This window comes from Maricaulis sp., assembly GCF_048270265.1.
GTDB lineage: Bacteria > Pseudomonadota > Alphaproteobacteria > Caulobacterales > Maricaulaceae > Maricaulis.
Genome location: NZ_JBLWTD010000034.1, coordinates 1 through 21,830, shown reverse-complemented (window position 1 = coordinate 21,830; position 21,830 = coordinate 1). Strand labels below are relative to the sequence as shown.

The window sequence follows — 21,830 nt, the reverse complement described above, 5'->3', positions numbered from 1 at the left end:
AGATGGCCACAGCAACCACGCCGCCGGTTTCCCAGCTCGATACTCTGTACAATCCAACATCTCTGCGCCTGCGCGGTCACATCGGATATGCCAGAGGCGATTTGAGGGCGAACCTGTTTATGAACTATACCAACAGCTATCATTACGATGACCTGCCGGGGGCGGAAGAGGTGGACGCCTATACAACCTATGACCTTTCTGCATCGTATGATCTGGGTCGTCAGTTTGCCGGCGGCAATCTGGGTGAGTCACAGATCCGGTTCAATGTGCAGAATCTCTTCGATTCCCCTCCGCCGAGCACGATCACTGCACAGACCTTCTCTGTCTACGGTTACGACCCGACCAACGCATCACCGCTTGGGCGCTTCGTATCGGTAGAATGGTCGACAAGATTCTAGCACCGTCTTGTTCGGTACCATCTTGGAAGGAACTGGCAAGTGACCGGACTAATTGTATTGCTAGGTTCACTACTGTTGGGGGTGGGCAGCGTGCTGTCCACCCCTGATACTACACTGTTTGATTTCGATGATTATGATCGGCTCCAAACATTCGAAGAGCTTGCATTGTCGCCGGATGGCGACTGGATCGCATATGTGCAGCGGGGCGGGGCAGCGGATCCGGGTCGTGCAGTCATTGTCCAAAGGGCAATGCCTGATCAAGAGCCGTTGGACCTGGATATTCCGGATGACGCCCGGGGACTTGCCTGGGGCATTGATGGGGTCAGCCTGACTTATTTGTCCGCCAGCAACGGCGGGAGGCAGGTCTACACCACTGACCTGTTTTCCGGAATAACCAGACAACTGACAAATGCCGCCGACCCGGTTTCGTCCTACGCCTTCTCAGGCGATGGCAGGGATTTCGCGTGGACCACCGTGCAGACACAGCCTGCAGGTCCACGTGAGCCATCCCTGTTCGAACAATTTCATGAGGGCGAAGAGCCGATCATTGTGGATCATTCTACGCTTCGGCAATTTCACTTCGTCAATCCGCACTTTGTCGAGGGACGCTCATCCTCGACGCGAAGCCTTCATGTGAGGCGCCCGGAAGGGGGAGACATTACCGCGGATATCCCGGGTGATGTTGTCGACTTCCACTGGTCGCCTGACGGAACACGGCTCTCAATAGCCTATCTGGATGAGGACATACCGGACAGCCCGTTTGCCCCGCTTTATACGAGCATCGGTATTTTTGATTTGCGCACCAGTGAGTTTCGGACACTCCTCAGGGCACGCCCATTCGATACACGTGATGATGCTGTCTATTACCATGGCGGGGAGTGGGCCTCTGATGGCGATGAGGTGATCATTCGCCGGGTCTTGCAGTCCAGTCTCTGGCGGGACAGGCGCCATATTCGGTATGTCGATGTCAATGACCGGTCGATCGACGAAACAGAAGCGTGGTTTGACTATGACATCTTCCCGCCGGGTCGGGAGGTGACGCGGCTTGGGGATGGGCGGGCCGTTGTCGAGGGAATATCTCTGGGCCAACAAAGTGTCTTCCAACTCGCGGCGTCTGGCGCGCGGCCGGTCGATGTTCTGGCAGATATTCCGGGCGACACCTATCTCGCATCCTTCGACGAACGCGGCGACACCATCGCGTTTGTCAACGAACAGCATAGCGCTCCGCCCGAAATATATCTTCTGCAGGATGGGCAGCTTGCTCAATTGTCCCGCATCAATGAGGCAATCTCCAGGACGCAATTGCCGATCGCTGAAGAGGTTAGCTGGACCGGGGCGGATGGCGATACGCTGCAGGGCTGGCTGTTATTGCCCCCAGAAGCGTCTGCGTCACAGGAAGCATTGCCGCTCGTGACGTTTCTCCATGGCGGCCCGGGGCCAGCCATGACCAACAGGTTTGCGCAATATTACACACAGTATGGCGGTATCTGGCCGTATCCTCTCGAGCTTCTGGCCCTCGAAGGGGTGGCGGTATTCATCCCGAACTATCGTGGTACGCAGAGCTTTGGAAATGATTTTGCCAATCCACGTGCCTCAGATGACGAGGCCATCGAAGACGTGCTGACCGGCATTGAAAGCCTGGTGGCCCGCGGGGTCGCCGACCCGGAACGGCTTGGCCTGTCAGGCCACAGCCATGGCGCCTGGCTCGGATCCCTGATCGTGACAAGAGAGAAGGACCGTTTTGTCGCGGCGTCTTTCGCCGAGGGGCCGCAAAACAATACACTGACATATCTGTACAGCCCGATGTATCTCTATGAACGGGGCTATCATGAATTGTGGGGTGGTGGGCTTTGGGACCGGCCGGAGCGCTATCTGGAAACCTCGCCGGAATTCCATTTCGATGGCGTGGAAACCGCAATAATGTTCGAGGCTGGCGCTTATTCCCTGGCGATAACCATGATGGGTGGGCCCAAGGCTGCGACACTGGCGGGTGTCGCGACCGAGTTTGTTATCTACCCCCAGACCGGGCACAATCTGCGCGACCCGGATCTAAAGCGTGCATCTGCCATGCGTAATCTTGAGTGGTTCCTGTTCTGGCTGAAAGATCAGGAACAGCCCGATCCCACAGACGAAGAACAATATGACCGGTGGGATATCTTGCGAGCTATCCGGTAGAGTGCGGCCGCTATTTTGTTACCGCTCCACTTTTGGCCCGCCCGACCCAGCCCTGATCGCGTGTCCGGTAGACTTGCCCCCGGACGCGCCCGGCCTTGAGCGAGGAGCTCTTCGTCGCCGCATTGTCCCAGCAGTTGCCTGACCGGCTCATCGAACAGGTGATGCCGTGGCCGCCATCAGCCGCTCGATGCGATGCTGGCCCGACACTCTTCCGCGACACGATGATGCCATCGGTGGGATGCCATCGGTGGCTGGCCGTTTCCGGGGCCCGGGGCTCAGCTCCAGCTTGAGGGGTCGAGACGGAAGAGGCGTTCCAGTTGCTGGTAAACGTCGGCCGCCTCGCGTTGCAGTTCAGCGGGCCGCTCGAAGAATGTCTCTACCGCGACCGCAAAGAATTCTTCCTGTCGGGTGGCGCCGTAGGCGTCAAAAACAGACGGGTGGCCGTTTTCGACCTTGTGGCGGTGGGTCTTGAAGGCCGTAACGAAGACGCGCTCCCACCTGGCGAAGCTCTGCCCCTTTTCCAGAACCGGTGCGCCATCCGTGTGGCCGGACAGATCGTCGAGCTGGTGGGCGAATTCGTGGAAGACGACATTGTGGCCATCCCTCTCGTCCAGCGCGCCTTGCCGGGCATCGGCCCAGGACAGGACGACCGGGCCACGGGCCCAGCTTTCTCCGGTGCGGACGGTTTCGCGCTCAGTCACGACATAGCCATTGTGCTCCGCCCGGCGCGACTTGAAGGCGCCCGGATAGATGAGAATGGTGCGGAGATTGACGTACCAGGCCTCGGTGTTGACGACGAGCAGGCAGGCCTGGGCCGCGATGGACAGCCTCATCTCGTCGGTGACCTCAACCCCGTCGCAGCCTATGAATTCGATCTGGTGCAGGAAAAGGGCGATCTTGCCCTCCAGGGTCCGGCGCAGGGGATCGGGGAGTTTTCGCAGGAGCGGAACCGAGCGCAGGACGATCGCGCGCTGGTCCGCCGGCAGCTCAGACGCCAGCAGCGTCTTTCGCAGGCGCCGTCTCGACAGGTGACGCGCCACCAGGGCGCCGGCGCCGAGGATCAAAAGAGAGAGAAATATCCACATACAGCCTTGCTACGACGGTTGGCCGGGCCGGGAAAGCGGAATGCTGTGCTGGGTGCGGCGGATGCATCGTGATTGACTGATCAGTCAGTCAAGCCTAGCTTCACGCCATGACCGACAAACGCACCCGGCTGATCGAGACTGCCATCCGCCTGTTTCACGAGCGCGGTTTCTGGGACACGCCGACGGCGCTGATCGCCCGCGAGGCGGGCGTCGCCAACGGCACATTGTTCAACTATTTCCCCTCCAAGGCGGCGCTGGTCGAGGCGGTCTATCTGAGCCTGAAACAGTCCTGGGCGACGCATTTGCAGGCCGCCGCGCCCGCTTCGGGCAGCGTGCATGACCGGCTGGCGGGCTATTGGACCGGCGCGATCGACTGGGCGCGGGCCCATCCGGATCGCCATGCCCTGCTGGGACAATTGAAGCTCTCCGACGAGATCGGCGAGGGCGCACGCGCCCATGGTATCGACATGTTCGGTGCGACGCTGGAGTTGATCGGCGAGGCGATGGAGCAGGGGCAGATCCACCCGATCAAGCCGGCCCTGCTGAAGGCGCTCGCCGAGGCCCAGATCAGTGCTGCGATCGAATTCCTGCTGCACCATCCGGACGCCCCGGCCGCTGAAACGGCGCGCACATCATTCGAGATTTTCTGGCGCGGCATTGCCGTCGCCCCGACAGGAGACTGAGCCCATGACACAGATCAATCCGCAGGCCCCGATCATGGTCACCGGCGCCACCGGCTATCTCGCCGGCGTCATCGTCAAGCAATTGCTCGAGGCCGGGCATACGGTCCACGCCACCGTGCGCAATCCCGACAAGGTCGAAGGCCTGAAGTACCTCAACGCCATCGCCGCGGGCTCGCCGGGCCAAATCAAGTATTTCAAGTCCGATCTGATGGATGCCGCCTCCTTCGAGGCGCCGATGGCCGGCTGCGAACTGGTGATCCATACCGCTTCGCCCTTCACCTTGAACGTCACGGATCCGCAGACCGAACTGGTCGATCCGGCGGTCAATGGCGTGCGCAATGTCCTCAATGCCGCCAACGCGACGCCGACGGTCAAGCGCGTGGTGATGACATCGAGCTGCGCCGCGATCTATGGCACCAATGCCGATATCGAGCACATGCCGAAGAAAATGCTCACCGAGGCCGAGTGGAATACCAGTTCCAGCCTGACCAATGAGCCCTATGCCTATTCCAAGACCCTGGCCGAAAGGGAGGGCTGGAAAATCGCCGGCGCGCAGGACCGCTGGGACCTGATCGCGATCAATCCGTCCTTCATTCTCGGGCCGGGCATCAATCCGCAAACGACGGGCGAGAGCTATGCGATCATGATGCAGTTTGGCACTGGCGCCATGGCGAATGGTGTGCCCAATTTCCGCATCGGCATGGTCGATGTCCGCGAGGTCGCCGCGGCCCACATCAAGGCCGGTTTCACGCCGGAGGCGAGCGGGCGCCATATCCTCTCGGCCCATGATTCCGGATTTCCCGAGATGGCTGCGGCGCTGCGGGCGCACTATGGCGACCAGTTCAGGATATCGGCCAAACGGATGCCGAAATTTGCCGTCTGGCTGCTTGGCCCCATCATCAATCCGGCCCTGACCCGCAAACGCGTCAGCGAAAGCGTCGATGTCGACTTCCACGCCGACAATTCCAAAAGCGTGCGCGAACTGGGTATCGAATACCGTCCCATGGCGGAATCGGTGGTGGAGCTGTTCCAGCAATTGATCGATGCCGGACGCCTGACCCCCAAAAAGGCGTAGGCGCCGTGCCTTGCGCCGGGTGGCAGCAGGTCTAGACTGCCGCTCTGCCGCCGGATGGAGAGACGCCGATGCGCCGAATACTGATTTTGGCCGCCCTCTTGCTGGGCATTGCCGCCTGTCAGCCACCGATCGCGGGCAGCGATGAGGCCAGCGGCGATATCCTGACAGTTTATGGCGAGATCGGCACGGTTGATCGCGGCCCGGTCGACCCGGTCACCGAACCGCTCTTCAACGCTTTCGGCATGGAATTCGACGCGGCCTGCCTGTTCAACTGGGCCAGCCTGAACGGGATCGAGCAGCATTCAACCGCGGCCGATTTTCCGGCGGGCGGGCCGGTCCGGCGTTTTTCGGGGCCCTTGCTGCGCGATGTGATCGATATCGCGGACCCGCGCGGCGACACGCTGATCGTCACGGCGCTTGATGGCTATCAGCGGGAAATCAGCCTCGCCCGTATCCGCGAGCATGACGTCATTCTCGCCCTGCAGATGGACGGCCAGCCGCTGGGCATTGGCGGCTATGGGCCGGCCATGCTGGTCTGGCCGCGCGGCTCGGATCCGGCCCTGGAAGGCATGTCCGATGATGACTGGCTCTGGGGCGTGTTCGCGATCGAGGTCGCGACGGCTCCGGCCGATTGATCCCCAAGAGCCTGTTACGCCCGCCTCACAAAACCTGTTCCAATCCGACCCGCTCCTGCCTAAGGTGCGCCCAAGCAGAAATCGGGGAAGATTATGCAAGACGTGACTGGGGCTGCTGACGCAGCGACGACACTTGATGTCGTCACGGGGTATGTGAATTACGTAAACGGCATGGTGTGGGGCCCACCCATGCTTATCCTCTTGCTGGGCACCGGCATCTATTTGACCGTCGGTCTGGGCTTCATGCCCCTGCGCAAGATCGGTTTCGCCTTTGGCGAGCTGATGAAGGGACGCAAGTCTGAAGGCGAAGGGGATGTGACCCCGTTTGCCGCGCTGATGACGGCGCTCTCCTCCACCATCGGTACCGGCAATATCGCCGGCGTGGCCGTGGCCATCGCGATTGGCGGACCGGGCGCGTTGTTCTGGATGTGGATGACGGCACTGGTCGGCATGGCCACCAAGTATTCCGAAGGCGTTCTGGCGGTGAAATTCCGCGAGGTTGACGCCGATGGCCGCCGCGTTGGCGGGCCGATGTATTATATCAAGAACGGCATGGGCAAGGGCTTTGTCTGGCTCGGTGGCCTGTTCGCCATGTTCGGCGTTCTGGCTGGTCTGGGTACCGGCAATGCGATCCAGACCGTTGAGGTCGTCCGCACCATCGGTGATACCTATGGCGTTGAATACTGGATTACGGGTGCCGTGATCGCTTTCCTCGCCGGCCTCGTCATCCTGGGCGGCATCAAGCGGATCGCCAGCGTCGCCGAGAAGGTCGTCCCCGCCATGGCGCTGACCTATATCGCCATTGGCCTGGTGGTCGTGGCGCTGAACTACACCGGCATTCCGGACGCCTTCTACCGCATCTTCACCAATGCTTTCGGCTTTGGCGCGGCGGCAGGCGGCTTCTCGGGTGCCCTGATCATGCTGGCAATGCAGCGCGGCGTGGCCCGCGGCATCTTCTCGAACGAGGCCGGCCAGGGCTCTGCCCCAATCGCACACGCTGCAGCCCAGAATAATGATCCGGTCGACCAGGGCATTATCGCCATGCTCGGCACCTTCATCGACACCATCATGGTCTGCACCATCACCGGTCTGGCCATCCTGACCTCCGGTGTCATTCCGGCCGAATGCGATGCCGGCCTGTTCGCGCTTGGCGGTACGTCGCCGGAAATCTGCGAAACCGGTGCCCGCATCACCAGCGACGCCTTCGCCTCGGCCCTGCCGGGCTTTGGCCAGCACTTTGTCGCGGCGGCGCTGGCGCTGTTCGCCTTCACCACCATTCTGGGCTGGTCCTATTATGGTGAGCGCTGTGCGGAATACCTGTTCGGCGAAAAGATCGTCCTGCCCTTCCGCTGGCTCTGGGTGGCGATGATCATGTTCGCGACCATGCTGCTCTATGCGGGCAGCAACATCACCGAGCTGATGAACACCTTCTGGCTGACGACTGACACCCTGACCGGGTTGATGGCGGCACCGAACCTCATTGCGCTGCTGGTCCTGTCACCGCTGGTCTTCAAGATGACGAAGGAATATTTCGCCAAGCTTGAAGCCGCCAAGGCGGCTGGCTCGACTTCGGCCGAGTAACGCCGGTTTGAGGACTGTGAGAAGGCCCTGCTCCGGCGGGGCCTTTTTCATGTCAGCGTGGGGCGTGGCGCGTGATCAGATAGGCAAAGATCAGACCGGCGGTGATGCCGATCAGATCGGCCACCACATCGGCGACGGACGCGACCCGCCCCACCGTCGTCATGGCCTGGGCAATCTCGATCCCGACGCCATAACCGAGCAGCAGGATGAATGTCGTCCAGCCACGACGGGGCCAGCCCATGCGGGCCAGGCTGGTGAGCACGAAGAAGGCGAGGATGTGTTCGATCTTGTCAGGTCCGAAAATTTCCGGCGGTGTCGGCAGGCCCGGTTGCAGGGCCAGATCGGTCACCAGCAGCAAGGTGGTCACAAACAGCACACGGCCGCCCCAGCGCAGTCCCGCATCTGGACGCGCGGCTCCACTGTTTCTAGGGTCGCCGGAATTGTTTCGGGGCTGATGATCCATGACCGCATTACTCAATGATATAGACCTTCTCCTGCAAGCGCGCTCGGACTGGACCCGCGAACAGGCGGCGGAAATCTACCGCGCGCCGTTCAATGATCTCGTCTTCGCTGCCCAGTCCGTGCACAGACGGTGCCATCAGCCCAACCAGGTCCAGACCAGCCAGCTCTTGTCGATCAAGACGGGCGGCTGTGCCGAGGATTGCGGCTATTGCAGCCAGTCGGCGCATTTCGATACCGGCCTGAGCGCGTCCAAGCTGATGCCGCTCGACGAGGTGCTGGTCGCCGCCGAGCGCGCCAAGGCGGGGGGCGCGACGCGTTTCTGCATGGGCGCCGCCTGGCGCTCGCTGAAACCGCGCGACGAGGAGAAGGTTTGCGCCATGATCTCCGGGGTCAAGGCGCTGGGCATGGAGACCTGTGTCACGCTCGGCATGCTCGATGATGGCCAGGCCGAGAAGCTTCGTGATGCGGGGCTGGATTATTACAATCACAATCTTGATACGGCGCCGGAGGATTATGGCCGCGTGATCTCGACGCGGACCTATCAGGACCGGCTCGACACGCTGGCCCAGGTGCGCGGGGCGGGCATTCATGTCTGCACCGGCGGCATTGTCGGCATGGGCGAGAGCGAGGATGCCCGTATCGGGCTTCTGACCGAGCTGGCGATCATGTCACCGCAGCCGGAAAGCGTGCCGATCAATCACCTTGTCGCCGTGCCGGGAACGCCACTGGGCGACAGCAAGCCGCTCGACGGCATCGATTTCGTGCGCACGATCGCGACAGCGCGCATCATGATGCCGAATTCCTTCGTGCGCCTGTCGGCCGGGCGTGAGGAAATGAGCCGCGAACTGCACGCGCTCTGCTTCCTGGCCGGGGCCAATTCGATCTTTGTCGGCGAGGAATTGCTCACCACGCCCAATCCCGAGACGCATGACGACATGGCGATGTTCGAGGCGCTGGGGCTGCAGGCGATGAGCCTGCCGGCCGAATAGTCAGCTTTCGCCGATGCGCGGCGGGCCACCCTTGCCCGTCTGCGACGGCCCGAAGGCGCGGTCGAGGAGTGCGGTGGAGTTCATGGCGAGTTCGATCGCGTCGGACATGTGCTGCAGGATGGCCATGTTGTTGGCCATTACTTCCAGGGCTTCCGGTCGCACATCGCCTGAGATCTTGGTGCAGCGGGTGAGGATGTCGGCGCGCAGTTCGATCAGGATTTCCTCGAGCTTGCGTCCGCCAGGATTTTCCTCGGATACCAAAAAATGGGTCATGCCCTTGCTCCCTGAGCCGGTTTCACCGGTAGTATGGCGGCAAGAGGGTTAAATTTCGCCTCATGCGCGATTTCGCAACAATCAATGGAGCCAGCCAATGACATCACAAACTCCGGCAGTGAAACTGGGTGCGGCCGCCGCCGCTGCGCAGCTGGATGGCTGGTCGCCGGTCGCGGGCAAGGATGCGATCCACAAAAGCTACAGCTTTGCCGATTTCAACGAGGCCTGGGGTTTCATGGCCCGGGCCGCCATCAAGGCCGAGGTGATGAATCACCATCCCGAATGGTTCAATGTCTGGAACCGGGTCGATGTGACGCTGACCACCCATGATGCCGGTGGTGTCACCGCGCTGGACGTGACCCTCGCCCGCTTCATGGATTCCATCGCCGGCTAGAATGCGATCGGACGCAGCCCTGCCTGTGCAGCGCTGTCGCCGCGACTGCAGGGATCAGTCGGCGTTGATAATCACCATGCCGATCAGCACCCGGGCACCATCTGTGCCCAGCGTCATGTCGGTGGCGTCCTGGAGCAATTGCGCAATCCGGTCGGCATCGGGAACGGTGCCATAGCGGTAGTTGACGCCGGTATAGACGCTCAGGGCCGTGACATAGGCATTGCGCAGCCGGGGCATGATCTCTTCGACCCGCCGGCGCAGCCGGGCGTCCTCGATCTCCAGACCGGCCTCGATCTGCAGATTGCCGCGGGCGCGGTAATTGGCCTGCACCGTCGCCATGAGCGGGGGAAGTGGCAAATAGGTATCCGCAGAGGTGACACTGCGATGCCGGCTGTCTTCGGCAGGGGCTGCACCATGGCCGCCTCCGCCTCCGCCTCCACCACTCCTCGCCAATGCCGGCGCGGCCAGTGTCAGTGACAGGCAAGCCGCGATGGTCAGGGCTCGCATGATGGGGGTCGGATTTCGGGTCGCTGTGTTCATCCCGCAACTCTACCCCAGGGCTGGTAAAAGAAGCGTTCCCCGGGGGCGGGCGCGGTTCTGTCCGGCGCAAATATCGTCTAGCCAGCCAGAAATCTTGATGTTTTCGACCTCGCCGTGACCGCGATCATGGGCGGCCGGCAATCTTTTATGCTGTTGTGATGGTCAGGCGCGCCGCTCGGCCCGGTGAAGGCATGCCGCCGGATCCGGGTTGGGTGATCGTCGCTTTCCGGACTGGCCACCTCGCTAACCGCTGCTCGCCGGGCATGCTGGATGGAGTTCACAACGCATGAAGCGCATCCTGCTCGTTGAAGACCACGAAGCCGACGTGGCCCAGATCAAGTCGGCCTTCGAGCGCTTCTCGCTCGACGTGCGGCTCGAGCATGCCCGGTCGACGGAACTCGCCTGGGAATTGATGCAGTGTTGGATCGAGGCGCCCGGAGCCCGCAAGCCGGTCTGCCTCCTGCTGGGCCAGCTGGCGGGGCCCCGCGATGGTCTCTGGCTGTTGCAGCGGATGCAGGATGACCGGCGGTTCCGTCAATTGCCGGTGATTGCCCTGTCCCGGGAAGCCGCCATGTCGGACCAGGCCCGCGTCTTCTCAAACGTGGTCGGTGCCCTGGAACGGCCCGTGGACGATCTGGCCTGGCGCCGCGTGATCAGCGCCGTCGCCCGCATCAGCCAGTCCCTGCCGGATCTCGCAGGCGCCTGACCGTAGCCTCATCTCACCCCTGCGGCGCCGGAAGTGCTCCGCTCACCTGCGCCGTGCCATTGAAATAGGCTTCAAGCAGCGGCCAGTCCTGTTCGGCGACGTGCCGGCCCATCACCAGCCCTTCCAGATTGTCGGCCTGAATGTGGTAACCACCATACAGGCGCGATATTCCGGCCTGCTCCGCCGTATAGGTGAAAGTGGGGAAATCAAGCGTCACCGGCGTCGTGCTGTGGCCCGGTTCGGTCAGCGAGCCAGCCTCGAGCCTGACCTGGTGTCCGAAATGATCGCTGCCGGTAAAGCGGCGCAGCGTATCGGCCGAGGCCGCGCTGACGGTTGAATGTCCCGAGGGATAGCCCGCGAAGGGCGGGGTCGGGAAGACGGCAGGCGAATAGGGCATCCAGCGGCTGGCCTCGAGCGGCACCGTGCCTTCGCCCGGACCGCCCCAGGCTTCGATCACCTCGTCCCCGAAATAGTGCCGGATCAGGGTCCATGGGCGTGAGGTGTCGTAGTAGATTTTCGACTCCCAGGAGGCGATGAAGGCATCCATCGCAACATTGGCGACCGCGAAATACATCTTCATATCGGTGTCGAGGTCATTGTGATCGCGGCAGGACACGACTTGCGACAGGTTGAGCCAATGCCCGGCCTGGCCGGTCGAGGCCGGGCCGTCGCGCATGAATTCCACGAGGGCTTTCTGGTCCGCAGTCAGGTCCGCATTCATTTGCGCGACCTGTTCGGTCTCTGCCATCAGCTGTTCCGAGGCGACGACCGGGGGCGGGGGCGCGCGAAACTGATCCGGTGATTCCAGCCCGAAAGAGGCGACGCGGTACCAGTGCGGGGTGAGCCAGGTCTGCACCGCAACACCGCCATTCCCGTCGCTGGCGGGAATGGGCTGCCAACGGTCCGGATCGATCACCTCATAGGGACCGTTGACGGGCCGGTACATGATGTATTGCGAATAGGCTTCGCCATCGGAGCCGGGTTCGTCGCCGAGCTGGTTGGCGCCGTCATGATGGCGGTAATCGAGAACGGCCGCCGCCGCCAGATTGCCGATCCCGACCGGGCTGGCCGGGTCCAGGTTCATATCATCCGGATCGAAGCCCGCCGCGACGAAGGCATCGGTGATGTAGTCCGCCTCGGTGGGGAACTGGTCGAGCATGGCGCGGAAGGCGGCATAGGCGATGGCGGTCTGTTTGTTGGCCTCGGTGCGCTCGGGCCCGGGCCGGCGCAGATTGCCGCCATAGCGCGTGCCGACCGCGATGTCGTCATAGGCCGCCCAGGCGTCATAGCTCGCAGTTTCGACGATGGCGAGCTGGCGCGAAATAATGGTCGGGCGGGCGCCAAAGCGCGGAACTTCATGGGCCGTGGCATTCAGCGCGATGTCGAGCCAGTGATAGGCCGCGCTGGGCCGCCAGCTATCGCCAGCCTCGACCGGACATTCATGCTCTGCCGATGACCAGGCCGCAGAGGTGCTCATCGCGGCAACAAGGCTCGCACACAGGACAGTCTTCATTCTCAATTCCCCCAAATTATGAGGGGAGATTAGGGCTGGCCCGTTGCGTACTCAACCCGGTCTGCCCGCGTTTCCGGCGATATCGGCATGACATAGGGTCGCATGGCGGGCGCCCGCGGGAGGGGGGGATTTCCGGGGTGTCCGCCTTCGCCTCTGGCTATGGCGAGACATCCTTCGCTCGAATGAGCGTTGGGCCTGGCAAGCCGAAGCTCGCGCAGCGAGCGCCAGGAGCTGTGGAGCTTGCGAATTCCGGGGTGTCCGCCTTCGCCATTGGCTATGGCGAGACATCCTTCGCCCGGAAGAGCGTTGGGCCTGCCAAGCCGAAGCTCGCGCAGCGAGCGAAGGATGGTGGAGCCGAGCGGGATCGAACCGCTGACCTCGTCATTGCGAACGACGCGCTCTCCCAACTGAGCTACGGCCCCGAACCAAGGAGGCGTCAACTACGAGCGTGGGCGGGTGGTGTCAAGCGCTCGCTTCTGGACGTGGGCAAGCGGGGCGGTTACATAGCCGATCATCGTTTGTCGCTCCGGATTTCGCTATGCCGCTCGAATTGTCCTTTGGCCAGGCCCTGGTCGTTTATTTCCTCAATCCGATCCTTGGCTTGTTGTGGATCGTCGTCATTGTCGGCGTCGTGTTGAGCTGGCTGATCAGCTTCAACGTCGTCAATCCGCACAATCAGTTTGTCGGGATGGTCTGGCGTCTGACCAATACGGTTACCGAGCCTCTGCTCGGGCCGATCCGCAGCATCCTGCCACCGCTCGGCGGGATGGATTTCTCACCGGTTGTGCTCCTGCTGCTGATCTCCTTCGCGCAGGGCTATCTGGTGCCAACCCTTATGCGAGTGCTTTGAGCGGAGCCTGGCTTGAAGACCAGACCGGTCTGACACTGCGAGTCCGCCTGTCGCCCAACGCGTCGAAGGATGCTGTTGCTGGCGTGGCCGAGACCGCAGACGGGCTGTGTCATCTCGCCGTGCGCGTCCGGGCCGTGCCTGAAAAGGGCAAGGCCAACAAGGCGCTGATCGTCATTTTGTCACGCTTTCTGGGCGTGCCGAAGCGCGATATCGAAGTGATCCGGGGCACGACGTCACGATTGAAGACGGTCCGGGTCTCAGGTGATGCAGCGGAGCGGCAGCGAATGGCCGTCTTGCTGGGGGAGATGGAAAATGAGCGCGACACTGATTGACGGCAAGGCCGTCGCTGCCGAGATCGATGCCCGCGCCGGCGAGGCCGGGGCGGCGCTGGCCAGGACGCTGGGCCGGGCGCCCTGCCTGGCTGTGGTCCTGATCGGTGATGACCCCGCCAGTGATGTCTATGTCCGCTCCAAGGTCAGACGTACCGAAGCGGCGGGCATGACCTCGATCGAGATCCGGCGTCCGGCCGGCATCAGCCAGGCCGAGGTCGTCGAGATCGTTCGTGGCCTCAATGTCGACGACAAGGTCGACGGAATTCTGGTGCAGATGCCGCTGCCCGACCATATCGACGCCAATGCTGTGCTGGCCGTGATCGATCCGGACAAGGATGTTGATGGTTTGACCGAGGCAAGCGCCGGCCGGCTGCTGCTCGGCAAGCCGGGGCTGCGCCCCTGCACGCCGGCTGGCTGTGTGCTGCTGGCCGAGCGCGCCATGGGCTCGCTCTCGGGCAAGTCGGTCGTGGTGATCGGACGCTCCATCCTGGTCGGGAAGCCGGCCGCGATGTTGTTCCTCGAACAGAATGCGACGGTCACGATCGCCCATTCACGCACCCATGACCTGCCGGCGCTGGTACGCACCGCCGATATTGTAGTCGCCGCCGTCGGCCGTCCGGAAATGGTCCGGGGTGACTGGATCAAGCCGGGAGCCTGTGTGCTTGATGTCGGGATCAACCGCGTCGATGCGCCCGAGCGCGGCGAGGGACGGACGCGGCTGGTGGGCGATGTCGCCTTTGATGAAGCTGTCGGCCATGCCGGCTGGATCACGCCGGTGCCGGGCGGTATCGGCCCGATGACGATCGCCATGCTTTTGCGCAATACCGTTCTCGCGGCAGCTGCCCGGGCAGGGCTTGCCAGGCCGGACGGGCTTTGACCGCGGATATTCTCGTATCTGTAAACGGTTCAATAACGCAACTCGGCGACATTGGGGGGAAGGGAGCATCAAAATGGCCAACCAGGCACTGCACGTGCTGCATGTAGAAGACGACTTCGCGGATGCGATGCTCGTTCAGCACGCTGTTTGCGAAGCGGGCGATTTCGATATCTCCTTCGAGGTCGTCCGGACCTTGCGCGAAGCGAAAGTACGCATGCAGGCCGGCGGGTTCGATCTGATCCTGCTTGATCTGCGCCTGCCCGATTCCGTCCATCCGACCGAAACGCTGGAAGTGGCCCGCAATACCGCCGGCAGTACACCGGTCCTGGTCCTGTCCGGCTCGATGGCGGTTGATCGCGATCATCTCGGTGACGAGATCGCCAGTCTCGACAAGAATGCCAGTTTCAAGGTCGAGCGCGGCCGCAAGGGCATCAATATTGCGCAGAGCATCCGCAATGCCGTCGGAACCGATGACTTTCTGAGCATCTGAGTTGGCGGCCTGCCGGCTGTCCGGCGCGCGACTTACAATCACCTCGAATCCCGCGCTATAGTCGCCGCTCAACAGCAGGCGAGGGAACGTCCATGAGCAGTGCGCACGAAATCGATTACAAGATTTGCGGTGAAGATATCCAGTATGTCGAAATCGAGCTGGATCCGGGCGAGACCGTCGTCGCGGAAGCCGGTGCCATGATGTACAAGTCCACCGGCGTCGCGATGGAATCGGTGTTCGGCGACGGCTCCCAGAAAAACCAGGGTTTCATGGGCGCGCTGGCCGGCGCCGGCAAGCGTCTCCTGACCGGCGAAAGCCTGTTCATGACCGCCTTCACGCATCAGGGTCAGGGCAAGGCACATGCGGCCTTCGCCGCTCCCTTCCCCGGCACGATCATCGCCGTGCACCTGCCCGATGTTGATGGCGAGCTGATTTGCCAGAAGGACAGTTTTCTCGTGGCCGCCAAGGGCGTCTCGATCGGGATTGCCTTCCAGAAACGCATCATGACCGGCCTGTTTGGCGGCGAAGGCTTCATCATGCAGCGCCTTGAGGGCGATGGATGGTGCTTCATCCATGCCGGCGGCACGCTGGTCGAGCGCGAGCTCGCCGCGGGTGAGGAAATCCATGTCGATACCGGCTGTGTTGTGGCCTACACCAAATCCGTCGATTTCGAGATCGAGCGGGCCGGCAATATCAAGTCGATGATTTTCGGCGGCGAGGGCGTTTTCTTTGCCAAGCTCAAGGGCCCGGGCAAGGTGTGGATGCAATCCATGCCATTCTCACGCCTCGCCGGCCGCATCATGGCCAATATGCCCGTCACCGGCTCCGGTCAGGGTGAGGGCTCGGTGCTGGGCCCGCTCGGCAGCATTATCCGCGGCAACTGACCGGCGGCGACAACCGGATCGGGGCCGCTGCAGCGGTCCCGGATCCCATGGGGTGTATGCGATGAAACACGAAGACCTGCCGGCCGCCGAACAGGACGCGCTCGATGCGGCGACCTTCCGCCGTCTGCTGGCGCATCTCGATGCCAACAGGGATGTCCAGAATATCGATCTGATGATCCTGGCCGGCTTCTGCCGCAATTGCCTGGGCAAATGGTATGATGCTGCCGCGAAAGAACGCGGCCTGGCGCTGGATCCCGAAGCCGCCCGCGAACGCATCTACGGCATGCCCTATGCCGACTGGAAACGCGATTTCCAGTCCCCGGCCACGCCGGAGCAATTGGCGGCACTTGAGGCGAGAAACCGGGGCTGACCCCGGTTCGCCGCCTCGCCTAGTACCAGCCGTCCGGCAGGTCGTGGACCGGTGCGTCGTAGTACGGCAGATCCTCGGCCGAGATTACGGCGAGTGGCGATTCAACGTACTGGGCCATGGCCCGCTGGTTCCCGCTGGCCGTGTTCGTCAGATCGTCCAGAGGCCATATCAACGCCAGATCGGCGCCGTCGCTCGAGCCTGTAACCGGCGGTGCTGAGGTCGCCCGATCCAGATACGCCATCACATCCCGGCCCGCCATGTCATCATCGGTCAGGCTCGCGAATCCTGGCAGTCCGATGTCGCCCCGGGCCAATGGCAGCAATGGCCCCGTTGCGGCCGGCGAGCTGGCGCTGAGGACGCCATCCTCGATGACTTCGATGCTGATCCGCTCGATGGCACCGTCCGGAGACCCGGTCCGCAAGTCCGTCAGGACTGTATTGCCGGACCCGCCTATCGCGTTTTCGATGACGGTGCCGGAATAGTCCATCGTGTCCGTACCGCCGGTATCGACGAGGGTGAGTGTCGCCCAGCTGGTCTGATCGGCAGACAAATTATTGTCCGCCCCGCCCTCGTCAGTGACATTGATCGTGACGGCCAGATCGCTCGTATTGGCGCCATCGAAGGCCCGCACGATGATGTCATAGACATTGTCGGCGCCGGCATCGGACGGGGTCTCGTAATCGGGTGCGGTGATAAAGCTGACGACGCCGGTTGCGCTATCGATATTGAACAGGGCGGCATCGGTGCCGGACAGCAGGAACTGAAGGGTCTCGCCATCAGTGGCGGTCACGCTATAGGCGCTGGTCTGGTTTTCCTGCACGGACACATTGGCTTCGGATGTGATGACGGGTGCCGCGAGGTTCCAGTTATCAATATTCAGGTTCAGCAGGAGGTCGTCGAACACCAATTGCTCAACCTCGACCAGCCTGTCGGAACCATCCGGGCCAACCACTCGCAGGTAACCGTTCACCAGCCACAGTGTGTAGTCGAAGAAACTGCCGGAATAATAGGCCTTGTCGAACCCCGCACCGCCGAAGACCAGGTCATCGCCGGCTCCGCCATCCAGCCGGTCGTCGCCGCCATCACCCTTCAGGACGTCGTCACCCGAGCCGCCTTCGAGCACGTCATTGTCATCGCCGCCATAGAGCCGGTCCACGCCGTCGCCGCCGACAAGCAGGTCATTGCCAGCCTCGCCGAGTAGCCGGTCATTGCCGCCATCACCCTTGAGCACATCATCGCCGGCTTCGCCGTTGAGCAGGTCGTCGCCATCATTGCCGTAAAGCCGGTCCGCCCCGGCGCCGCCGAACATTGTATCCTCGCCAGTGCCGCCATAGAGCCGGTCATCGCCATCTTCGCCGTAGAGACGGTCATTGCCCTCATCGCCATAGAGGCGGTCATCACCCGTGCCGCCTTCAAGCCGGTCGCGGCCATCACCGCCATAGAGGCGGTCGACACCTGCGCCGCCGTCGAGGAAATCGTCGCCGGCATCGCCAAACAAGTGGTCATCGCCGCTCTCGCCATACAGCAGGTCATCATCGGCCCCGCCCCAGAGCTTGTCATTATCGGCTCCGCCATAGACCTGATCATCACCGGTTCCGCCATAGATCCGGTCATTGCCGGCCTCGCCCACCAGCCAGTCATGGCCCTCATCGCCATGGATCTCATCGTCATCATCGCCGGCATAGACCCAGTCTCCCCCGGCGCCGCCATAGATGAGATCATTGCCGGCGCCACCAATCAGCTGATCGCGGCCCTCATCGCCATAGAGGCGGTCATTTCCGTCCTCGCCATCCAGGACATCATCGCCATCGCCGCCCTGCATCCGGTCCGCTCCGGCACCGCCATAGAGCACGTCCAGCTCCGCCCCGCCGAGCAGGCGGTCATCGCCGTCGCCACCATAAAGCGCGTCGGAACCATCACCGCCGTACAACCGGTCATCGCCCGCGCCCCCGCGTATTGAATCATCGCCGGCCTCGCCATAGAGCCGGTCATTGCCAGCCTCACCGAAGAGGGAATCATTGCCGGTGCCGCCCTTGAGCACGTCATCATCATCGCCGCCGAAAAGCAGATCGAATCCCGCCCCGCCGAACATCAGATCATCGCCGGCATTGCCGAACAGTTCGTCATTGCCATTCTCGCCATAGAGCCGGTCATTTCCCGTTCCGCCCTTGAGCTCGTCATCATCATCACCGCCATAGAGCCGGTCCGCCCCGGCACCGCCCACAAGCAGGTCGTTGCCGGTATCGCCGAACAGGCGGTCATCACCGTCATCACCCTTGAGCACATCATTGTCGGCGCCGCCCTCAAGCACGTCATCATCGTCGCCGCCATAAAGCCAGTCTTCCCCCGCGCCACCGACGAGGAAGTCATTGCCGGTCTCGCCGAACAGGCGGTCATTGCCGCTTTCGCCCTTGAGGGTGTCGTTCCCGGCCCCGCCCTTGAGCAGGTCATCGCCCTCATTGCCATACAGCCGGTCCGCCCCGGCGCCGCCGTCGAGCGTATCATTGCCTGTTCCGCCAATCAGCCGGTCTTCCCCGTCTTCGCCCTTGAGGATGTCATCGCCGTCGTCGCCCCGGAGGACATCATCACCACGACCGCCATAGAGCCGGTCCGCCCCGGCGCCGCCCCAGAGCAGATCATTACCGTCCTCGCCAACCAGCTGGTCATTGCCGTTTTCGCCGTAAAGCCGGTCATCATCCGCGCCGCCCTTGATGAGGTCATCATCATCGCCGCCATACAGCGAGTCCGCCCCGGCCAGACCGTACAGGCGATCCCTGCCGCCCAGCCCGCGCAGGACATCATCGCCCGTTGTTCCGACCAATACGTCATCGCCGGTCGTTCCGGTTGAATTGTGATCCTGGGACATGGTTTACCTGACCTTTCGAAGGCGTTGGCGGCCAATTGGATTGGTCCGGGTGGTTCGCTTCGCGATTTTCTACGCGGCACCGTAACGGGCCTGTCGCCAGAATGCGATCAGAATTACAACGTCCACGAGACATAAGGTCAGCGAACCCGCCAGCCGGGTGTTCGGGCCGGCTAGTGTGATTCCGCCGGGGAGTTTTGGCGGTCAGGGCTCGGATTTCAGATATGGGGGATCGGGTGATGCCGGTGGCCGGAGCCGGCTTCGACACTGCCGCGTCGGGCACACGTCCATCTTCGCCAAGGTTTCGGACGGCATCTCTTCGCCCCGGATGGACGCTGCGGGCGGCTTGCCACCCGAAGCCCGCAGGGCGAAGGGTGGTGCCGCATGGGTGACTCGAACTAAGCGGCAATCTCGTTATATTTATCTTTGAAATCAGAACCTTAATGGATTGGCGTTGTCGCGACCCAATAAAAATACCAACAAAGATACCAACTAATTTTTCTTCTTGCGGGCTGCGTTTGCCGTTGCGTTGGTTTGCTTTGGGGCGGCCCGTTCCATTATGGCGGCGGCGGACGCGACATTCTTCGACCGAACAGTTTGCCAGTCCGATTCGCCAGACTTGAACTGAACCACAATTGTTCCGGGCCGCTCAATTTGAACCTGACCGCAGGGCGCAGCGAAATAGTCTTCAGTCACTTCCTCGCCCAATGGTCCGCGTTCTCGCTCGATGCCGGCGCTCACTGAGAAAAGCTCTATACCGTCCGGCTCGAAAAGCGCTCTGGCGGAAAATGGAGCCTTTCCGTCGCCGCGTGAGGCAATTTCGAACCAGCAGGTCAAATCCATAGCGTGCGGAAACTCAGTAACCACAATCTCACCAGTGTAAACACCGATGAGAATAACCTTGCCATTATCTTCGCGGCGCACATCATCACATATAACAACATTGCTGCAGGTTATGGTCAGGGTGTTTTTGTTTTTAGGCATTGTGATCAACGTTCAGGGTTCGTCCATTGGTGCTAGTCAGGTGCGTAGGCGGGCGGCCCTGAAAGGTTATCTGCCCAGTTCTCGTTTGCTGTAGGCTTGCCGCATATGAATGTTCGGATTCTACCCGCACATGATTTGTTGGGTTGGTGCTCGGGTCGAAGATTTCAACCTTAATGCACTGACCCAATCCCCAAACCAAGTCCGCGAGAGACTCAAGCGTGAGGTTGTTGAGGCCCCGTAGCCTGCGATTGACCACAGATCGATTGACGCCCAGCTTCTCCGCAAGGCTCGTTTGGGTTTCGATCCCTTGTTCGTGGCGCTCAGCGTAGGCGTCGCGAATTTGAGATTCGACGTCTGAGACAAGCGAAAGGTAGACCTGCCTTCGATTATCAACGTTGTTTATGTATGACCGCAATTAAGTCTCCCTGCATCATTGTGTTTTCGAGGCCGTGCGCTTTCGCGAAGGCCAGCACTGAGTTCCGTTTTCTATCGTTCAAGCCCTTGTCCAGCTTCGTTTCGGATTCCAATGCCCCCGACACCAAAACCATCACCCTTGGCTCGCAAAACCATCCGTAGATGCGCAGTTTGGGCGGGCGTAGCGTCCACACTCTATCTCTCGTAGGCATCAACCGTCGCAGGTCGCCACCACCGGGGCGCTGGGCACAGCGGAAGTCGCACAGTGTCTGAATCAGATGTTCAACGAGCAATCTTCCACCCACGCTGTGAGTTTTGCTGGTCAAGCTAGGGTGGTTGTCTGACCACTCATCCAGTTCTGGTGCCACATAGAGTGCTCGTTGGGCCACCCTTGTCTCGATGCACGGTAAGGCAAATAGCTCCAACGCCCCCTTAGATATCGCCTGTTGAATTGTTGCCATATAAGTCAACACTACTCAAATTAATATATTGTGATGAATCGTCGCACGCATCATGGCCGCAACTGACGCGGGTGCACAAGGTGAATAACACTACGGCGTCCGGACGCGGCAAAACGGCGAAGAAATATTCAGGCACACATAAACGTTGGTGCGCCCCTAAGTAATGGAGAAGCCGAATGACGCGCATGGTCGCGGGCTTCCGAACTTAGGAAACGCGAATAATAATATGACAGATAACCCAGATAATGATCCCCAAGGCCTAGAAGCTGCAAGAGCAGCCGCAACCGCCTTTTTTAAAGACACGTACCAGACGCTGGTTGATGAAGGACAGGTTGTCCTCCCATACGAGATGGCAATCGCTGGGGTAGAGATGGGGGTCGATGATGACGGCAGCCCTCAATTAGTCGTGTTGCTGCCCGAAAACCTGAATTGGCATATGAGGGGATGGTGGACCGAGGTTTCGAAATTCCCTTTCCCGATCTATGACGAGGGCGGCACTCCGTCAGCCTCTACCCGAAGCCATGTTGAGGTCATGATCTTCGACCGTGATCGCATTTGGCGGAAGATCGGCCCGGATGCCCCACCCATCAAATTCGACGGCACTTACTTCGACCGGCGCCGCGCCGTTCTTCGTTACCGGGAACGGTTGGGAATACTGGATTCAGACGCATCGATGGAACAATTCCACCGACAACTCGCCCGCAGGTTTCCGTCCCCTACTCCGCGATATCCAACGCCGGTAATCGCCGCACGATCTTCATCGTTTCCAGACTGACCGTGATCACCCGCTGGAATA

At 61.6% G+C, this 21,830-nt stretch carries 23 protein-coding genes, 1 tRNA gene and 1 pseudogene; 16 read left to right on the top strand and 9 right to left on the bottom strand.

Going from position 1 to position 21,830, the window contains the following annotated elements:
- Both ACN0YF_RS13755 and ACN0YF_RS13750 read left to right on the top strand, forming a co-directional pair.
- The coding region (locus ACN0YF_RS13755) for a TonB-dependent receptor domain-containing protein (protein WP_417494835.1) at nucleotides 1-398 on the top strand (398 nt) is incomplete at its 5' end.
- 39 nt (nucleotides 399-437) lie between these two features.
- Nucleotides 438-2,573 (top strand): S9 family peptidase, encoded by a 2,136-nt coding sequence (locus ACN0YF_RS13750; protein ID WP_417494834.1) that lies wholly within the window; start codon nucleotides 438-440, stop codon nucleotides 2,571-2,573.
- 55 nt (nucleotides 2,574-2,628) lie between these two features.
- Here ACN0YF_RS13750 and ACN0YF_RS13745 read toward each other — a convergent pair.
- Nucleotides 2,629-2,742 (bottom strand): annotated as a pseudogene (locus tag ACN0YF_RS13745) (IS3 family transposase); the annotation flags it as partial.
- Nucleotides 2,743-2,848: 106 nt separating this feature from the next.
- Nucleotides 2,849-3,658 (bottom strand): zinc-dependent peptidase, encoded by an 810-nt coding sequence (locus ACN0YF_RS13740; RefSeq protein ID WP_417494833.1) that lies wholly within the window; start codon nucleotides 3,656-3,658, stop codon nucleotides 2,849-2,851.
- Between the two features lie 107 nt (nucleotides 3,659-3,765).
- Here ACN0YF_RS13740 and ACN0YF_RS13735 point away from each other — a divergent pair, with 107 nt between their 5' ends.
- The 4 genes from ACN0YF_RS13735 (at nucleotide 3,766) to ACN0YF_RS13720 (ending at nucleotide 7,632) form a co-directional block, all read left to right on the top strand.
- Nucleotides 3,766-4,341, top strand: a complete 576-nt coding sequence (locus ACN0YF_RS13735) for a TetR/AcrR family transcriptional regulator (RefSeq protein WP_417494832.1) — start codon at nucleotides 3,766-3,768, stop codon at nucleotides 4,339-4,341.
- Nucleotides 4,342-4,345: 4 nt separating this feature from the next.
- Nucleotides 4,346-5,416 (top strand): NAD-dependent epimerase/dehydratase family protein, encoded by a 1,071-nt coding sequence (locus tag ACN0YF_RS13730; protein ID WP_417494831.1) that lies wholly within the window; start codon nucleotides 4,346-4,348, stop codon nucleotides 5,414-5,416.
- 68 nt (nucleotides 5,417-5,484) lie between these two features.
- Complete coding sequence (locus ACN0YF_RS13725) at nucleotides 5,485-6,051, top strand: molybdopterin-dependent oxidoreductase (protein ID WP_417494830.1); 567 nt, start codon at nucleotides 5,485-5,487, stop codon at nucleotides 6,049-6,051.
- 189 nt (nucleotides 6,052-6,240) lie between these two features.
- Entirely contained in the window at nucleotides 6,241-7,632 is a 1,392-nt protein-coding gene (locus ACN0YF_RS13720; RefSeq protein ID WP_417494829.1) for an alanine/glycine:cation symporter family protein, read from the top strand.
- A gap of 52 nt (nucleotides 7,633-7,684) precedes the next feature.
- On the opposite strand, the gene ACN0YF_RS13715 is transcribed toward ACN0YF_RS13720, so the two are convergent.
- Entirely contained in the window at nucleotides 7,685-8,008 is a 324-nt protein-coding gene (locus tag ACN0YF_RS13715) for a VanZ family protein (RefSeq protein WP_417494828.1), read from the bottom strand.
- A gap of 85 nt (nucleotides 8,009-8,093) precedes the next feature.
- On the opposite strand from ACN0YF_RS13715, the gene bioB reads away from it, so the two are divergent.
- On the top strand, nucleotides 8,094-9,083 hold the full coding sequence (gene bioB, locus ACN0YF_RS13710; RefSeq protein ID WP_417494827.1) for a biotin synthase BioB: 990 nt from the start codon (nucleotides 8,094-8,096) through the stop codon (nucleotides 9,081-9,083).
- Here the strand turns inward: bioB and ACN0YF_RS13705 are convergent, their stop codons facing one another.
- A complete protein-coding gene (locus ACN0YF_RS13705) occupies nucleotides 9,084-9,356 on the bottom strand; it encodes a histidine kinase (RefSeq protein WP_417494826.1) in 273 nt (90 codons plus the stop codon).
- Between the two features lie 97 nt (nucleotides 9,357-9,453).
- Here ACN0YF_RS13705 and ACN0YF_RS13700 point away from each other — a divergent pair, with 97 nt between their 5' ends.
- Nucleotides 9,454-9,750 (top strand): 4a-hydroxytetrahydrobiopterin dehydratase, encoded by a 297-nt coding sequence (locus ACN0YF_RS13700; RefSeq protein WP_417494825.1) that lies wholly within the window; start codon nucleotides 9,454-9,456, stop codon nucleotides 9,748-9,750.
- A gap of 54 nt (nucleotides 9,751-9,804) precedes the next feature.
- Here the strand turns inward: ACN0YF_RS13700 and ACN0YF_RS13695 are convergent, their stop codons facing one another.
- Nucleotides 9,805-10,089, bottom strand: coding sequence for a hypothetical protein (locus ACN0YF_RS13695; protein WP_417494824.1), 285 nt, complete (start codon nucleotides 10,087-10,089; stop codon nucleotides 9,805-9,807).
- Between the two features lie 487 nt (nucleotides 10,090-10,576).
- Between ACN0YF_RS13695 and ACN0YF_RS13690 the strand changes: the two genes are divergently transcribed.
- A complete protein-coding gene (locus tag ACN0YF_RS13690) occupies nucleotides 10,577-10,996 on the top strand; it encodes a hypothetical protein (protein WP_417494823.1) in 420 nt (139 codons plus the stop codon).
- 13 nt (nucleotides 10,997-11,009) lie between these two features.
- On the opposite strand, the gene ACN0YF_RS13685 is transcribed toward ACN0YF_RS13690, so the two are convergent.
- Nucleotides 11,010-12,509: a vanadium-dependent haloperoxidase gene (locus ACN0YF_RS13685; RefSeq protein ID WP_417494822.1), complete on the bottom strand. Its 1,500-nt coding sequence runs from the start codon at nucleotides 12,507-12,509 to the stop codon at nucleotides 11,010-11,012.
- A gap of 346 nt (nucleotides 12,510-12,855) precedes the next feature.
- A tRNA-Ala gene (locus ACN0YF_RS13680) sits at nucleotides 12,856-12,931 on the bottom strand.
- A gap of 116 nt (nucleotides 12,932-13,047) precedes the next feature.
- Here ACN0YF_RS13680 and ACN0YF_RS13675 point away from each other — a divergent pair.
- The 6 genes from ACN0YF_RS13675 to ACN0YF_RS13650 all read left to right on the top strand — a co-directional run bounded on the left by ACN0YF_RS13675 (nucleotide 13,048) and on the right by ACN0YF_RS13650 (nucleotide 16,312).
- The gene (locus tag ACN0YF_RS13675) at nucleotides 13,048-13,359 is read left to right on the top strand and encodes a YggT family protein (RefSeq protein WP_417494821.1); all 312 of its coding nucleotides are present in this window, start codon (nucleotides 13,048-13,050) and stop codon (nucleotides 13,357-13,359) included.
- A complete protein-coding gene (locus ACN0YF_RS13670) occupies nucleotides 13,356-13,691 on the top strand; it encodes a DUF167 family protein (RefSeq protein WP_417494820.1) in 336 nt (111 codons plus the stop codon). The genes ACN0YF_RS13675 and ACN0YF_RS13670 overlap by 4 nt, the downstream gene beginning before the upstream one ends.
- Entirely contained in the window at nucleotides 13,672-14,568 is an 897-nt protein-coding gene (folD, locus tag ACN0YF_RS13665) for a bifunctional methylenetetrahydrofolate dehydrogenase/methenyltetrahydrofolate cyclohydrolase FolD (protein WP_417494819.1), read from the top strand. The genes ACN0YF_RS13670 and folD overlap by 20 nt, the downstream gene beginning before the upstream one ends.
- 73 nt (nucleotides 14,569-14,641) lie before the next feature.
- Nucleotides 14,642-15,058 carry a response regulator gene (locus ACN0YF_RS13660; protein ID WP_417494818.1) on the top strand — a complete coding sequence of 139 codons (417 nt, stop codon included), beginning with the start codon at nucleotides 14,642-14,644 and terminating at the stop codon, nucleotides 15,056-15,058.
- A gap of 92 nt (nucleotides 15,059-15,150) precedes the next feature.
- Nucleotides 15,151-15,942 carry a TIGR00266 family protein gene (locus ACN0YF_RS13655; RefSeq protein WP_417494817.1) on the top strand — a complete coding sequence of 264 codons (792 nt, stop codon included), beginning with the start codon at nucleotides 15,151-15,153 and terminating at the stop codon, nucleotides 15,940-15,942.
- Between the two features lie 52 nt (nucleotides 15,943-15,994).
- The gene (locus tag ACN0YF_RS13650; protein ID WP_417494816.1) at nucleotides 15,995-16,312 is read left to right on the top strand and encodes a DUF1244 domain-containing protein; all 318 of its coding nucleotides are present in this window, start codon (nucleotides 15,995-15,997) and stop codon (nucleotides 16,310-16,312) included.
- Between the two features lie 19 nt (nucleotides 16,313-16,331).
- Here the strand turns inward: ACN0YF_RS13650 and ACN0YF_RS13645 are convergent, their stop codons facing one another.
- Both ACN0YF_RS13645 and ACN0YF_RS13640 read right to left on the bottom strand, forming a co-directional pair.
- Nucleotides 16,332-19,178 carry a hypothetical protein gene (locus ACN0YF_RS13645; RefSeq protein ID WP_417494815.1) on the bottom strand — a complete coding sequence of 949 codons (2,847 nt, stop codon included), beginning with the start codon at nucleotides 19,176-19,178 and terminating at the stop codon, nucleotides 16,332-16,334.
- Nucleotides 19,179-19,667: 489 nt separating this feature from the next.
- Nucleotides 19,668-20,159, bottom strand: a complete 492-nt coding sequence (locus ACN0YF_RS13640; RefSeq protein ID WP_417467823.1) for a DUF6941 family protein — start codon at nucleotides 20,157-20,159, stop codon at nucleotides 19,668-19,670.
- 1,101 nt (nucleotides 20,160-21,260) lie between these two features.
- On the opposite strand from ACN0YF_RS13640, the gene ACN0YF_RS13635 reads away from it, so the two are divergent.
- Nucleotides 21,261-21,809: a hypothetical protein gene (locus tag ACN0YF_RS13635; RefSeq protein WP_417467822.1), complete on the top strand. Its 549-nt coding sequence runs from the start codon at nucleotides 21,261-21,263 to the stop codon at nucleotides 21,807-21,809.
- Nucleotides 21,810-21,830 lie beyond the last annotated feature (21 nt).

Bases quoted from the DNA above. Each gene is read 5' to 3' on its own strand.
- ACN0YF_RS13740 (WP_417494833.1), bottom strand. From the start codon at position 3,658: ATGTGGATATTTCTCTCTCTTTTGATCCTCGGCGCCGGCGCCCTGGTG.
- ACN0YF_RS13735 (WP_417494832.1), top strand. From the start codon at position 3,766: ATGACCGACAAACGCACCCGGCTGATCGAGACTGCCATCCGCCTGTTT.
- ACN0YF_RS13730 (WP_417494831.1), top strand. From the start codon at position 4,346: ATGACACAGATCAATCCGCAGGCCCCGATCATGGTCACCGGCGCCACC.
- ACN0YF_RS13725 (WP_417494830.1), top strand. From the start codon at position 5,485: ATGCGCCGAATACTGATTTTGGCCGCCCTCTTGCTGGGCATTGCCGCC.
- ACN0YF_RS13720 (WP_417494829.1), top strand. From the start codon at position 6,241: ATGCTTATCCTCTTGCTGGGCACCGGCATCTATTTGACCGTCGGTCTG.
- bioB (WP_417494827.1), top strand. From the start codon at position 8,094: ATGACCGCATTACTCAATGATATAGACCTTCTCCTGCAAGCGCGCTCG.
- ACN0YF_RS13705 (WP_417494826.1), bottom strand. From the start codon at position 9,356: ATGACCCATTTTTTGGTATCCGAGGAAAATCCTGGCGGACGCAAGCTC.
- ACN0YF_RS13700 (WP_417494825.1), top strand. From the start codon at position 9,454: ATGACATCACAAACTCCGGCAGTGAAACTGGGTGCGGCCGCCGCCGCT.
- ACN0YF_RS13695 (WP_417494824.1), bottom strand. From the start codon at position 10,089: ATGGCGACGGTGCAGGCCAATTACCGCGCCCGCGGCAATCTGCAGATC.
- ACN0YF_RS13690 (WP_417494823.1), top strand. From the start codon at position 10,577: ATGAAGCGCATCCTGCTCGTTGAAGACCACGAAGCCGACGTGGCCCAG.
- ACN0YF_RS13685 (WP_417494822.1), bottom strand. From the start codon at position 12,509: ATGAAGACTGTCCTGTGTGCGAGCCTTGTTGCCGCGATGAGCACCTCT.
- ACN0YF_RS13675 (WP_417494821.1), top strand. From the start codon at position 13,048: ATGCCGCTCGAATTGTCCTTTGGCCAGGCCCTGGTCGTTTATTTCCTC.
- folD (WP_417494819.1), top strand. From the start codon at position 13,672: ATGAGCGCGACACTGATTGACGGCAAGGCCGTCGCTGCCGAGATCGAT.
- ACN0YF_RS13660 (WP_417494818.1), top strand. From the start codon at position 14,642: ATGGCCAACCAGGCACTGCACGTGCTGCATGTAGAAGACGACTTCGCG.
- ACN0YF_RS13655 (WP_417494817.1), top strand. From the start codon at position 15,151: ATGAGCAGTGCGCACGAAATCGATTACAAGATTTGCGGTGAAGATATC.
- ACN0YF_RS13645 (WP_417494815.1), bottom strand. From the start codon at position 19,178: ATGTCCCAGGATCACAATTCAACCGGAACGACCGGCGATGACGTATTG.
- ACN0YF_RS13640 (WP_417467823.1), bottom strand. From the start codon at position 20,159: ATGCCTAAAAACAAAAACACCCTGACCATAACCTGCAGCAATGTTGTT.
- ACN0YF_RS13635 (WP_417467822.1), top strand. From the start codon at position 21,261: ATGACAGATAACCCAGATAATGATCCCCAAGGCCTAGAAGCTGCAAGA.